This window comes from Nocardia aobensis NBRC 100429 (assembly GCF_000308375.1).
Classification (GTDB): Bacteria; Actinomycetota; Actinomycetes; order Mycobacteriales; family Mycobacteriaceae; genus Nocardia; species Nocardia aobensis.
The window spans coordinates 1-13,497 of the sequence record NZ_BAFQ01000290.1; the positions used below are offsets into that span (position 1 = coordinate 1).

The following is a 13,497-nucleotide window of genomic DNA, read 5'->3' on the forward strand; positions in this document are numbered from 1 at the left end:
CACCGACCGCCGCGGCCGCCCCGAATGCCGCGACGCCGGAGGAGCCGGAGAACGCGAGCGAAGTCGCGCCATAACGCGCGACAAACCCGGCGAGTTACCCGAGCGGTGCCGGTCGGCGAGCGAATCGCCCACCGGCACCGCTTTTTCAGGGGCGTCCGGTCACATCGGGTGCGGAGGCGTCCGGAGCCGAGACCGCACCGGGCGGCGGCCCGCCGGCCGTCGGCGGTGCCGATACCGTGGGAGGCGCGACCTGCGCGACGGGGGCGGCAACCGAGCCGCTCGACGCCGCCGGGCGCGAAACCCGTTCGTCCACGCCGGTGGACACCGCGGCCGGGGCGGGGACGAAGCGCGGATGCTTCACGATCTGCTCGTGGGCATAGACCGCGTCGCGCAATTGCTGGCGCGAGGCCTCGCCGGCCAGCAGCAGAACCAGTTCGTTGCAGCGACGTTCGAACACGAGGGCGCGCAACGCCGCGGCCTCGTCGTCGACCCGCAATTCGCCGACGTCGACCCGTCCGACGTCGACCCGGTGCGGCAGCATGGCCGCGGTGAGCAGATCGTCGGCATCGCGCAGTTCTTCCCACCAGGAGGCTGGGATCGGGCGGCCGGACCCGAGCGCGGACAGGATCCGGTCCCGGATGCCGCGCGACTGCGCCGCGTCGGGGCCGCCGGGAGCACTGCCGGCGACCAACCGGTGGGCCTCGGCGGCCAGTTCCTCACAGTGCGCGCGGATCTGCGCATCCGGCACGGCCGCAACGTGTTCCAGGGCTTCGCCGGAGCCGGCGAGGGCCAGCCGGTCGGCGGTGTCGGGAGTGAACACGCGCAGATCGACATCGTAGGAGGGGCCGACCAGATCCTGCATGGCCACACTCGGGAACCGCTGCCGCAGTCCGTGGTCGATCGATCCGGACGAGACCAGCGCGGTCAGCTCCGCACCGGCCTTGCGGCCCCACGCCAGACCGAATTCCGCCAGCACCCGCGCCGGATCCGAGACGCCTTCCCACGGCGATGCCGGATCGCCGGAACCGTCTGCGAGCACGTCGTCCCAGATCCACGGCGAGGACACCTCGCGCGGCAGATACAGCCCGGCCGGGAACCAGCCGCGGCCCTCGTTGGAGGTGATGAACACGCCGGCGCCGGCGGGGCCTCGCAGCACCGCGACGGCCCAGTGCAGGCCCAGCACGGACGAATCCACCGCCGCCAGCACCGCACCCAGCAGGGTGCGGGCGATCAGCAGATCGTTGTCCACGGCGTCGCCGACGACATAGGCCGGTTCGGCCTCGGCGTCCTTGGCCTTGGCGACGGCGGCCGCGAACGGGGTCGGCACCGGAACCGGCGGCAGATCCCCGGCGGCGGTGGTGCCGTTCGGCCCCTGCCCGCGCTCGTCGGGGCCGAAACCGGACGGCGGGCCGGCCGGACCACCGGGAGGTACCACACCGGACGGCGGCGTCGTGCCCAGCGGGCCGGACGGCGGGCCGGCGGGACCACCGCCCGGTCCGGCCGGACCCCCGGCGGCGGACGGGCCGGTACCCGTGCCCGTGCCTGTGCCCGCACCCACCGGCGCCGTTCCGGGTGTGGCGCCGGTCGAATCCGGTGCGGCCGACGATGTTCCGGGTGCTGCGCCCGGCGCGACGCCCACCGGGGTGTCGGCACCGGTGTCACCGGGCGTGTGGGCGCCGGCATCGGCGGGCCCGGAGCCCGGCGCGCCGACCTGCGGTCCGGTGGGTGCCTGGGTGCCCGGACCGGGCAGGGAGGGCGATTGCTGGTAGGGCGTGCTGCCGGATCCGTTCGTGTCGTCGTACCGGCGGATGTTCGCCGCGCCGTCCTCGTCGCTGCGTTCGAAGGCAGCGGCGGCCGCACGCAATTTGGCCGCGGTATCCCGGTGTTCCTTGGCCAGTGCGATACCCGCGTTCTGTCGCGCCTGGTAGTAGTCCTGCAGGGCGCCGAGTACCGGGTCCGCGATATGGCCGTAGGTGTTGGGGAATTCCCGCAGCCAGTCGGTGGGAGGTTTGGCCCATTCCAAGGTGTCTTCGGCGACCCGGTCGTGCTGAAGGGCCAAATCGAGTAAGACCGCAGGGTCGACTTCCATGCTGCCCGACATGCCGAATCAGATCCTTCCCACCGGTGACGTCCTCATTGTCGAGCCTTCCCATTCGCGGGAAGGACGCGGCGGCGAGGCCCGGCACGCCATCGTGTGCACTACCGAGGCGGCGGCGCGGTGATCGTCGGGCGGCGCACCGGTTCGGGCGTGATCGTGCCGACCGGGACGGCCGCCAGATATTCCGCCACCTGCCCGTGTGCGTAGACGATGTCGCGCAGCCGCTGCCGGGACGGCTCCCCCGACATCAGCAGGACCATTTCGTTGCAGCGGCGTTGCGCGACCGACAGCCGCAGGGTGGCCGAATCGGTGGCGGATCGACCCGTGGAATGCTCGGAACGCAACTCCCCCAAAGGAACTCGCGAGACGTCCGCCAGCAGCGGCAGCATGGAGGCCGCCAGGAGTTGATCGGCGTCGAACAGTTGCTCCCACCACTGCGCCTGCACCGGACCGCCCTGCAGGATCGTCTGCATGATGCGCTGGCGGAGTTCGGCGGCGCCCAGGGAGGCGAACGGATCGGGACCCGACACCGCGAGCCGCTGATGCGCGTCGTAGGCGAAGTCCAGCCCCCGGCTGCCGATCCGGTCCGCGGGGATCGCGGCGACCCGTTCGAGGACCGGCGGCGCGGTCACCAACTCCAGGCGGTCGGCCAAACCCGGTGCGGGAGTGGAGAAATCCATGGTCACCCCGGGCTCGACCGACCCCTCGAGCGCGACCTCGCCCAACTGCCGGGCCAGCAACTCGTCGAAGGGCGCCGACGACACCAGCGCCGACAGCCGGGCCCCGGTGCGCCGCCCCCAGCTCAGCGCGAATTCGGCGAGTACCCGGGCCGGATCGGCCAGACCCTCCCAGGCCGGCCCCTCGGCCACCGACCACACCCACGGTGTCGACAGTTCGCGGGGCAGGAAGACACCGGGCGGCAACCAGCCCCGGCCGTCGTTGGACGTGACGAACGCGCTCACGCCACCGTCGTGGCGCATGATCGACACCGCCCACTCGATACCGACAGCGGGTGGGCCACCGGCGGCGAGCAGACTCGCGAGCAGGCTGCGTGCCAGGACCAGATCGCCGTCGACCCGTTTCCCCAGCATGAAGGTGGGTGCCGCCGCGGCCGCCATCGCGGCGCCGACCGCATCGCGAACCAGGTCGCCGCTGCCGGCGGTCGTCTCCTCCTTGCCGGAGCCCGGCTCGTGAGCACCGGGCGACTTGTGATCGCCGGTGGCCTTGTGGGCACCGGCGCCCGCCTCCCCGGTGTGGCGGCCCGGCGGATGGCCCTTCGCGGGCCCGGTGGCCGGCGGCGCCGTGACGCCGGGCGCGGATACACCGGGAACCGACCCGGTCGGCCCGCCGGGTGCTGGCGTAACCCGTGGCGCCGCAACCGAATTCCGGTAATCCGGCGCGGATGTCGCCCGCGGGTCCGCCGTCGGCCCCGCGGCGGCGGGCGCGTTCGCGCCCGGCGACCGGTCCGGCGCGAAGCCGGGTTGTTGTGGTGTGAACATCGACATCTGCGCCGCCACACCCGCCGCCACACCCCACGATGGCGGCCCGTCCGCTCCGGCCGTGTCATCGGTGCGGCGACCGGACCCGATCGCGACATCCGGCGCGCCCGATTCGCCGGTCCGCCGCTCATCACCGGAATCGCCGGTGCCGGCGCGACTGTCACCGGCCGGACTGTCGCCGCCGTCGCTGTCGTGGTGGGAAACAGTTTGTGCCGCACTGGTATCCGAATGCGCCGAGGGTGGCGCGTCCATCGCCGGATGCTCCGGCGCCACTACCTGGGCCGCCGGGGGCCCGCCGTCGGCCTGCGGCGCCGACATCGGCCCGATCGCGCGGCCGCCGCCCACCGGCGCGGCCTGCGGCGCCGGACCGGAGCCCGGCTGCACCTGTACGGCGGGCCCGGCAGGCGTCCCGTCATCCGGTGCGGGCGCGTGGCCGGCGCTCGGTTCCGCGTGATCGGGTGAGACGACGTCCCAGCCCGGAAGCCGCGACATCGGCAGTTGTCCGTTGGGCCGCAGGAGATCCCGCAGATCCTGCAGACTCGGCAGATGCGGGACGAACGGTCCGCCCGACGGCGGCAATCCCCGGGGCAGCGACCGAACGCCGTGCGTCCCGGGCCCACCCGGACCGTCGCTTCCCGCACGAGGCGAGCGGTATCTCGGCCCGCCACCCGGGCCGTCGGAGCCCTCCTGCCCGCCACGCCACGGCCCCGGCTGCCCCAGCGCCGCCGCGATCGCCGCCAATTCCGGCAGACCCTGCGGACCGACCTCGCGCAGCGCCGCCGCCGCGATATCGTCCACCTCGGCGCGAGCCTCGGCGAGGATCCTCCGGATATCGCGTTGGAGGCGTGCGTCCGCCTCGCTACCGTCCCCGCCGGCTTCCTCTTCCTTCTCCCGCGCCGCCGCCGCGGCTGCCCGCGCCGCGCGAATCTTGCGCAATGCGCCGTCGACGGCGTTGAGGATCCGGTCGCGGGTGCGGTCGACCAGACTCGACATCTGCCCGAAGGTATCGGCCGCGGCGACCAGCGCGTCGACGAACCCGCGCAGTGTGCCCTGCTGCGCCAGCAGCTCGTCCTTGATCGGCTGCAGGCTCGCGCTGGAGCGGACCCGATCGTCGAAGGCGCGCCGCATGCGATCGGCCTCCGCCGGATCCAGCGCCTCGGCTCCCTCGCGCGCCAGCGCCTCCAGTCGGCCCCAGGCGCGCGGAGAGATCTCCGGCCAGTTGTCCCTGACGATGGCCTTCCAGTACGGGCTTTCGCGCTCCGGGTTCATGCGGATCAGACCGATTCGGACCGTACGTGTCCGCCGCCGTCGATATCGGCGTTCTTCAGGCCCGTCGCGGTGCCGTGGGCGCGGGTATGGGTGGCGTGGGTCCGGCCGCGCAAGTCCGTGGCGGCGGTCTCGAACCAGCCGGTGACCTGATCGAAGACGCCCTTCAAGCGGAAGTCGAGCGGTGCTGCCGGGCGCTCGTCGACGGTCCAGCCGCCGGTGGTGGCGCCGACCTGGTCGGCGAACGATATTTTGGCCGCTGCGACCTGACCCGAGACGGCGATGACGTCATCGGGATCGTCGATATCCAACATGGCGGGGACCTGTCTCGAAAGTGACTGCGCTGGTCAGGAATTGGTGCCGAATTCGGCGATCTCCATGGCACGGTAGGAGGATTCGGTGGGCAGATCGAACGAGTCGATCGTGTACGGCCGGGTGCCGTTGTACTCCATCTCCGAACGCAGGCCCACCCGCGATTTCGTATGCGCGAGCCGGGCCAGTCGCAGGATCTCGGCGGCCAGCCAGGTATCGCCGTTCTCGCGCGCGTCGTCGGTGAGATGCAGTCCGACGACCTCACCGTCGCGATCGCACGCGACGCCGACGGTGTGATCGGGGTTGAACACCTCGTAGACGCGGTTCTGCCAATCCGGTGCGGGCGGAGCGAGTTCGTCCTCGTCGTAGTCGTCGTAATCGGACATGGTCGGACTCCTGTCGTTGATGCGAAGCTATGGACCTGTGACGATGCCCGGAGCGGACACCCGCCCGGGCGGCGCGGAAACGGCGGGGCCGGGCGGTTGCCCGGAGGCGACCGCATCGTCGGCCGTGCCCGACAGCCGGGCGGCGATGGCCGACCACGCCTCGTCGCCGACGGTCATGACCTGGTGCAGCTGCCAGAATCTCGTACCCAGATACATTTCCCCGGTGCCGTCCGGTCCGACATCCAAGTGGTCCGGGCCGTCGGTGGCCGGGTTCAGCGTGATCGTCGTCAGCGGCGGCTGCATATCGTCGACGTTGACGATCGTGGCGCTGCTGCCCGGTATGAAACTGGTGCGGCAGCGCGGGTCCGAGGCCGGTGTCAGCTCGGCGCTGTTGGTGGTGATGGTCACCTCCGGATTCAGCAGCAACTGCAGCACCCAGGAGCGCGCGGCCGGCTCGGGACGCGCGGCGGTGATCGAAATCGCCAGCGACGCCGCCAGATCCACCACCAGTACCGCCTGCGAGCTGGTGACGCCGACGACGACCAGCCGGCGCGCGGTGCCCACCGGATCGGGCAGATCGTCGGCGGCGAAGGTCATGGCGGCCGACCCCGCGCCGGCCCCGGTGACCGGATAGGCGTTGACCGTCCCCGTGGCCACGTCGATCGTGTAGGCGGCCAGCAGATCGGGTGTCCGCTCGGCCAGTCCGGCCAATCGCACCAGACCCTCACCGTGCAGCCAGCGCACGGTGTCGGCGACGGTCACACCTCCCGGATCGGTCACGAAACCTGCTCCGGCACAGCGGGTTCCGATGCGTCCGAGGCGTCTCCCCAGGGATCCTGCGACATCAGCAGCTCGTACTGGCGACCGGCGTCGGCACTGCTCTCCCGGATCGCGGCGATGATCTCCGCGACCAGCTCGTGCGACTCGAACCGGTCCACGGTGCCCGGTGCCAGATACAGATCGGTGAGCCGACCCATCGCGTCGACCTCGGGAATGACCGCGCCGCTCGGCGAGGGCCGGCGGGCGCGGATGGCATCGATCTTCTCGCGCAGGTCGGCGATCTTGTGCCGGAGGTCGCGCGCGGCGTCCAGGGCCGCCTGCACCTCGGGATGGATATCACTCATGCGGAACCTCCGGTTTGCGTCGGAGCCTGGTTGGCCGGTCCTGGTGTCGCCGGTGTCACGGTCGGCGCGATGGTGGGCTTCTCACCGATCACGGCGTCGGTATGCGGCGTGTCGTCGACGTACATCAGGCGATCGGGATGCCAGGCCACCACCCGATTGCGCTCGTTGTTCGCACCGCCGCCGCCCATGCCGGGAGACATCGGCATGTACGGCATCATCGGCGAACCGGTGCCGGCCGCGCGCGCCGCCGTCCCGGCCGAATTCTGCAGCGATTCGATGACCGGCGTCCGCGGCAGATTCGACGACGCACTGCTGACCGCTCCCGTGACCGATCCCACCGTGGGCATCGGCCCGACCGCGACGGGCGAGGACGTCGCCGAACCGATCGCGCTCGTGAGGTCGCCGATCGGAGTCACGTCCGCGCCGACGCCGCCGCCACCGCCGGAATACCCGTAATCGCCCCCGCCGGTGTCGTATCCGTAATCGCCGTAGCCGTAGTCGTCGAGGGAGCCGGTGCCGAGATCGTTCGATTGGTTCATGCCCATCATCGGCATGCCGGCGGCCATCATGCCACTCATCACCGTCGGCAGCATCGAGGCGAGCGTGCTCATCATCTGGCTGCTGTCGCCCGAACCGTTGGACTGCCCGGATGTCGATGCCGCCGTTCCGGTTTCGGAATCTCCGGCATTCTGGGCCTGCTCGACACCCACCGTCGAGTAGTAGGAGCCGATCGTCTCCGCCGACCGGGCGTTCTGCTCCTGGAATTTCGCCAGCGCGGCCTGGATTCCGAGTTGATTCTTCGAACGCATGGACCGCACCAGTTCCTTGCGAGCGGCAATGATCTCCTCCGGGGTGGGGTGTTTGGCTTTCGCGGTGTCGAAAGCCTTGGTGTACGTGTCGATTCCGTCGGCGAGTTTGCCGAGCGTGGAGCCGAGCGTATCCAGCCACGTGCGATGGCGGCCCAGCCGCGCGGCGGCGTCGGAGCCGACCGGTGTCCAGTGCTGCATGACGGAAGCGGCGCCGTCGACACCGGTCAGGGCCGCCGCATGCGTGGTGCCCAGATAGTTCCGGAGGTCGGAGACGAATTGGGTGGCCGGTCCGGTACCGGGTCCCGCCCGGAGCTGCTGGGCGAAGGTCAGCGGATCCACCGCACCCCCCGAGGTGGGCAGGCCGAAACTCGGCGGGCGGCGCAGCGCCGGCGGATCGATGTCGGACACCGGATTCGCCAGCACCTCCCCACCGGGGCCGCCGATGACGCGTGCGCCCTCGTCGTCGGCGTCGGTGTAGCGCTGCGCGGCCTCGCCGATCTTGTGCGCCGTCCGGTGCACCTCGTGCAGAATGCCCGCCATCCCGTTCATGAGGCTGGCAGCATGGGTGTTGAGCTGCGGAACCGCCTGTGCGGAAATGGGATCGCTACCCGCGGGCAGCACCCAGCCCGTGGGCATCGACGCACCGGTGCCTCGCGCCAGCTCGGCCAGTGCCGCCGCCGCGGCGGCGAGTTCGGTCGGATCGACCTGTAACGCCACACCTGCCTCCTCTCACCACAGCCTCAGGTCGGCGTCCCGACCGCGGCCGACAACACCCCACCCTGCTGATCTCCGGGCATCGGCATCCCCGGCGCCGCATCCGCTTGGTGGTCGGGGGCCGTGGCCTCGATACCGCGCGGATGCTGGAATTCGGTGAATGTGCCGAATTCCCCGGCCTTTCCGGACATCGTGTCCATCTTGTCGGAGTCCAGCTTCTGCAGTTCGCCGTCGATGATCGCTTCGATGGTGCCGTCGGTGCCGGACCCGAACACCACGAGCACGGCGGTGGTCTTCTCCCAGACACCGACGTCGCCGGTCATCAGCTGGTTGGGATCGATGTGATCGCCGATCTGCTTGTTGTCGCTCCACTTCGCGGTCGTCTTCTCGTACGCCTTCTGCGCGTCGGTACCGCCGTGATTGCCGAACGCCGCGTCGAGCGCCTGCGCCACGATGAGCGACACCTTCTGCGTGCGCCCGTCGGGGAACGGGTATTCGACGGTGCCGTCGGCCCCGGGGGTACGTCCCGGTGGCACCGCACCGGCCTGCTGGCTCTGCGAGGACGACGCTCCCTTCGGCGCCGCATCGGACTGCGCGGTCGCGGATGCGGGCGACGCGGCCGGCTGAGTCTGCTGCGGAGTCGCGGCCGCCGGTTGCGCCGAGACCACGGGCTGCTGCGGATACATCGGCTGCATTCCGCCGTTGCGACCGTTGAGCCCCTGATCCTGCATCTGGCGCATCATCTGCATCTGAGCGAGCATCGGCAGCATCTGACTCATCATGTCGCCCATACCACCCATGCCCGAGCCCATTCCCGAACCGAGAGAGCTCATTCCGGAATCCGGTGAGGTCATACTGGCCGGAGTGGCCGAGATCGGGCTCGTACCGCTCGACGAACCGGTGCCCAGCCCGCTGGGATCCGACGCCGAATTCGAGCCGGTGGACAATCCGTCGGTGAGCGAACCGCCGGTGCCGGTACCGGTTTGATCGGTGCCGGTGCCGTCGAGGCCGAAATCCGTAGGGGTGTAGGAACCGTCGCCGCCGGTGCTGCCCTGCTCACCGAGCAGGTTGGGATCGTAGGTGGTGCCCCCACCGCCACCACCGCCACCGCCGCCCTTGGCGGCCGCGAGCTGCTGTTGGAGCGACTTGTTCTGCTCCGTCAACGTTTTGACCTGCTCGGTCAGCTTTTTCAGCTTCTCCGCCTCGGTCTCGACGCCATCGCCGTTGGCGTCTTGTTTACTCTTCGCATCGTTCATGATCGTCTCACCTTCTTTCAAGCCGGTGGAGACGTAGGTCATGATGTATTCGTTTTCATTCTGATTGTCATCGGGCGGGCTGGCCGCGGCTGTATTGAATTTCTCGATCCATTGCGCGACCTTGTTCTGACTCGATTCTCGATCCTCGATGGTCTTCGTGACCTTCTCGAAGACCTTGTTGTGTGCATCGAGCATGGTTTCGAACGCAGTCCGGAGAGAGTAGGCCAGAAGTTGGTAATTACTCATCGCGTCGGATCGGAGATCGGACATATTGAGGCTGACCTGCGGGATGGCGTCGGCTTTCGGAAGCTGCTTGATATCGCCCGAACCGTACGCCTTCCATATCCCGACCACGACCGTGACGAGCTGCACATCCATGAGACTGATAGTCGCCGGCTGGAGCTTGAACCGGGCATCCTGAGGATACGGTTGCGGGCTCACACCGTAGTCGTCCGGAACCAACAGCGGCGGCATCTGTTTCGTAGAGGTTTCTGCCATCTATTGTCACACCTACACTGGGACCGCGCGCGGCGTAGCATCCGGGGCCGGCTGCTGCGTAATACCCGATGCGGCCGCCGGCTGTTGCGCCACGGTGCCGCCTTGGTAATTCAATGCGGCAGCGGCGCTGTCGCGGAAATTATTTCCGGATAGATCCGCACCCGCCGGACGGACCGGAATGGCCTTGATCTTCGGCGCCCCCGCATCGGCTTCCGGGTTGTAGATCGCGCTGCCGAGAGTTCCACCGGCGCCACGCAGCACCGCACGGCCCAGCGATCTCTGCAGACCCTTACCGCCACCGCGAGCGGCCACATTCTTGACGGTTTTCAACGGGATCTTGCCGATCAGCCCGACGCCCTTGCCCAGCAGACCCTTGGCGAGCAACTTCTCGCCGAACATGCTGCCGATCTTGCCCCCGGGAACCGCGGCGAGCGCACCGGTGATCGCCGCGGCCTTGAGTCCATCGGTCACACTGCCCGTTTCGATGCCCGTCCAGATCCCATCCGTCGCGGCGCCGGCGACCGCACCGACCACGGGTATCGCGGAGACCGCACCGACGACCACGTCCTTCAAGCTGAGCCCCAGAAAACTCATGAGATCACCTATCTGCGACGAGCACCCGGACTCGAACCGAACAGCCGCGACGTTGGGTTGTTGCGACACTCACGACGACTTCATTGTCGATGATTCCCAGGACTGGGAAGTGACCATCGCGGCCGCACCAGTCAGGATGATTCAGGAGGATCCTGACGGTCCGGGAGGAGGGCGCGCAGTGACGAATCTTCGCGGTGAACCGCCCTCGGCCGGGACTGTCGCGCAACGGGTTCCGATGCCCCGTGCGTCGAGGTGAGCCGAGATGACGAGCGCGGAGACATGGCAGGCCACCGTAGCCGACGACATGCCGGAGCCGGCCGAATCGGAATCCGGAACCGGCGACGGCCAATCCGCCAGACCGACGCCGTGGTCCAAGCCCGCGCGGCAGAGCTCGGGGCGTTCCGGTCCACCGATCTCCGGCAGTCCGGCGGCATCCGACACCGCGACGCCGGTCTCGGATTCGATTCGGCCCGAGCAGTCTTCCGGCCAGCGCACGGTACCGGCCGCATCGTCGGTTCCGGCGTCCTCCGCATCGACGTCACCGTGGGCGGCCGGCCGGGCGGCGCCCGCGGAATCGGCGGCTACGCCGGCGACCGTGACGAACTCCGCCGTTCCGGCGTCGGCGCCCACTGCCGGTTCGGGCCTCGTGACCCCCCGCTCCCCGGCTCGCGGGGCCGAGGACAGCGCGGCCGACGACGGCGGGATGGCCGATCCCAGTGCGCTCACCTCGGCGATGCTGCCCGCCATGAGCATGCTGCCCATGCTCGCCTCCGCCCTCGCCGGTCTCGGTAAGAACGGTTCGGGCGCACAGCAATCCGGCAACAGCGGCGGAACCGGCGGCAACGGAAGCGGTGGGCTGACGCCGGAGGCCCAGCAGGCCCTCGACGCACTCCGGAAACTCAAGGACACCTACGGCGACGAGGGCAAGGTGCCGACGAGTCCCGATTCCGGCGGCAGCGGAAAACAGCTCGACACCCGGACCGGTTCGGGCAGCAGTGCCGGCAGCGGGAGAACGGCCGCGCAGATCAAGGCGCATCAACTGTTCCAGCGCAATGCGGCCACGGCCTTCAACACCCTCGACAACGACCTCGTCGACTACATGCGCCGCCACGCGGGAAAGCACACCATCGACAAGAAGGCCGTCGCCCAGCTGCTGCGCGATGTGGATACCGCGCTCGCCCAGCTCGGATCGGCGGCCTACACCAAGACCGGGCAACTCCAGGTCCACCGGATTCTGACCAAGGCGCTCGAACAGGCCACTCGCATCGTCGGCGGCGGCAGCGCGAACTCCAAGGAGGCGGCATCCGAGATCAACCGCCTCACCAAGCAGTACATGTACAACCTGTCGGGCCAACGGTTTTCACGCTCGGGCGGATCGGGGACGAAGGTCGGCGGCACCGTCGGACAGTGGATCCAGCAGGCGCTGAGCGTGCTGGCCGCCGCCGGAGTCGATACGAGCCGCATAGATCCGCAGGCGATCGCGATCATCATCCAGTACGAATCGGGTGGTAATCCGTCGGCCACCAACAACTGGGACAGCAACGCCGCCAACGGAACTCCGTCGATCGGCCTGATGCAGACCATCGGCCCGACGTTCAATTCGTATGCGCTGCCCGGCCATCGCAACATCTACAACCCCGTCGACAATATCGTCGCCGGAGTCCGGTACGCGATCTCTCGTTACGGCTCAGTCAGCAATGTGCCGGGTGTGGTGGCCGTTCGCAACGGGCAAGCCTATCGGGGCTACTGATGGCCGGGACACGAGATTCGGCCGAACCGGCCGACGGCGCCGGACCCCAGACCGGAATCGCCACGTCCGAACCACGCTCGCGCGCGAGCCGATCTCCGGCATCGGCACCCGCAAGACCTCGCGGCGGTCTTCCCTCGACGCTGCCGGGCACCGGGGCCGCCACTGTCGCTCCACCGAGCTCACCGGCGCTCCCCGCCGCCGTTCCGTCCGCGAGCACCGCGGCGGCCGCGTCACTCGCCGGCGGTTCGGATATCGCGATGCTGGCCGGGGCGGCGGGCCCCCTGGCGATGGCCGCGATGAGCACGTTGAATTCGATGGCCGGCCATTTCGGTGAGGGTGTCCCGAGCGCGGAGACGGGCCGATCCGCAGCGCCGCCGACCCTCGCCGACACCGGTGCGCCGACCGGCCCCATCGCCTGGGACAGCGGCGCCGGAGCACAGTATTCCGCTGTGCGCCAGTCGAATTCGGCCGAGTCCGGCGTCTTGGGCGAGGTGAATACCGAACTGCGCCGCATTCTCGGAAGTACGGTCGAGGACACCATGGCGGGGCGGGCGGCGATGGCCGCGATCATCGCCGAGACCGATGCCGCGCTGACCGCGCTCGGCAAGGTCGGCACCGGCGCCGCCGCGCAGAGCCAGGTGGTCGCCGCGCTGGATGCCGCCCTGCAGCGCGCCGGTTCGGTCCTGCGCGGCGGGCAGGCGCAGTCGACGGTCAGCGCCGAGCAGATCAACGCGCTGGCCGCACGCTATATCCGGGACTCCGGTGGCGGCCGCCCGACCCGGGTATATCGGGCGGCCGGCGCGAGCGGCGGGCCTCCCGGGACGCGGCCGGCCGGGGCGGTCGGTCAATGGATCGACCAGGCGATGCAAATCCTGCGCCAGAACGGCTACGACACCAGCCGCATCGATCCGGCCGATATCGCCACCATCATCGCGCACGAATCCGCCGGAAATCCGCACGCGATCAACAACTGGGACAGCAATGCGGCGGCCGGAACGCCGTCCAAGGGCCTGATGCAGACCATCGACCCGACCTTCGACGCGTATGCCCTTCCGGGACACCGGGATATCTGGAATCCGGTCGACAACATCATCGCCGGTGTCCGGTACGCGATCCATCGCTACGGATCGGTCGATCGAGTACCGGGCATCGTGGGCATGCACCGAGGGACCGGTTACGTCGGCTACTGAA

General features: G+C 69.6%; 12 protein-coding genes. 2 read left to right on the plus strand and 10 right to left on the minus strand.

Translation table 11 applies throughout. From position 1 onward, the window contains the following. Positions 1-145: 145 nt before the first annotated feature. From RJ03_RS35395 to RJ03_RS37570, 10 genes are all read right to left on the minus strand, one after another. Positions 146-2,101 carry a type VII secretion target gene (locus RJ03_RS35395; RefSeq protein ID WP_083871465.1) on the minus strand — a complete coding sequence of 652 codons (1,956 nt, stop codon included), beginning with the start codon at positions 2,099-2,101 and terminating at the stop codon, positions 146-148. 98 nt (positions 2,102-2,199) lie between these two features. Beyond that, positions 2,200-4,866, minus strand: a complete 2,667-nt coding sequence (locus RJ03_RS31260) for a hypothetical protein (protein ID WP_036509601.1) — start codon at positions 4,864-4,866, stop codon at positions 2,200-2,202. Positions 4,867-4,871: 5 nt separating this feature from the next. After that, a complete protein-coding gene (locus RJ03_RS31265) occupies positions 4,872-5,177 on the minus strand; it encodes a hypothetical protein (RefSeq protein ID WP_036509604.1) in 306 nt (101 codons plus the stop codon). 33 nt (positions 5,178-5,210) lie between these two features. Next, complete coding sequence (locus RJ03_RS31270; protein ID WP_036509607.1) at positions 5,211-5,561, minus strand: hypothetical protein; 351 nt, start codon at positions 5,559-5,561, stop codon at positions 5,211-5,213. A gap of 27 nt (positions 5,562-5,588) precedes the next feature. Beyond that, entirely contained in the window at positions 5,589-6,341 is a 753-nt protein-coding gene (locus RJ03_RS31275) for a hypothetical protein (RefSeq protein ID WP_063820483.1), read from the minus strand. Further along, a complete protein-coding gene (locus RJ03_RS31280) occupies positions 6,338-6,685 on the minus strand; it encodes a YbaB/EbfC family nucleoid-associated protein (RefSeq protein WP_036509609.1) in 348 nt (115 codons plus the stop codon). The genes RJ03_RS31275 and RJ03_RS31280 overlap by 4 nt, the downstream gene beginning before the upstream one ends. Further along, positions 6,682-8,211, minus strand: coding sequence for a PE domain-containing protein (locus tag RJ03_RS31285; protein ID WP_036509611.1), 1,530 nt, complete (start codon positions 8,209-8,211; stop codon positions 6,682-6,684). Before RJ03_RS31285 ends, RJ03_RS31280 begins: the two co-directional genes overlap by 4 nt. 23 nt (positions 8,212-8,234) lie before the next feature. Then, a complete protein-coding gene (locus tag RJ03_RS31290; RefSeq protein ID WP_157163553.1) occupies positions 8,235-9,842 on the minus strand; it encodes a hypothetical protein in 1,608 nt (535 codons plus the stop codon). Positions 9,843-9,974: 132 nt separating this feature from the next. Beyond that, complete coding sequence (locus RJ03_RS31295) at positions 9,975-10,556, minus strand: hypothetical protein (protein ID WP_036509615.1); 582 nt, start codon at positions 10,554-10,556, stop codon at positions 9,975-9,977. 141 nt (positions 10,557-10,697) lie between these two features. Beyond that, positions 10,698-11,318 carry a hypothetical protein gene (locus tag RJ03_RS37570; protein WP_167332034.1) on the minus strand — a complete coding sequence of 207 codons (621 nt, stop codon included), beginning with the start codon at positions 11,316-11,318 and terminating at the stop codon, positions 10,698-10,700. Between RJ03_RS37570 and RJ03_RS35400 the strand changes: the two genes are divergently transcribed. Continuing rightward, positions 11,302-12,306 (plus strand): DUF4226 domain-containing protein, encoded by a 1,005-nt coding sequence (locus RJ03_RS35400; protein ID WP_167332035.1) that lies wholly within the window; start codon positions 11,302-11,304, stop codon positions 12,304-12,306. The two genes, RJ03_RS37570 and RJ03_RS35400, sit on opposite strands and share 17 nt — an antisense overlap. Before the next feature lie 257 nt (positions 12,307-12,563). After that, on the plus strand, positions 12,564-13,496 hold the full coding sequence (locus RJ03_RS31310) for a lytic transglycosylase domain-containing protein (RefSeq protein ID WP_036509674.1): 933 nt from the start codon (positions 12,564-12,566) through the stop codon (positions 13,494-13,496). Position 13,497 lies beyond the last annotated feature (1 nt).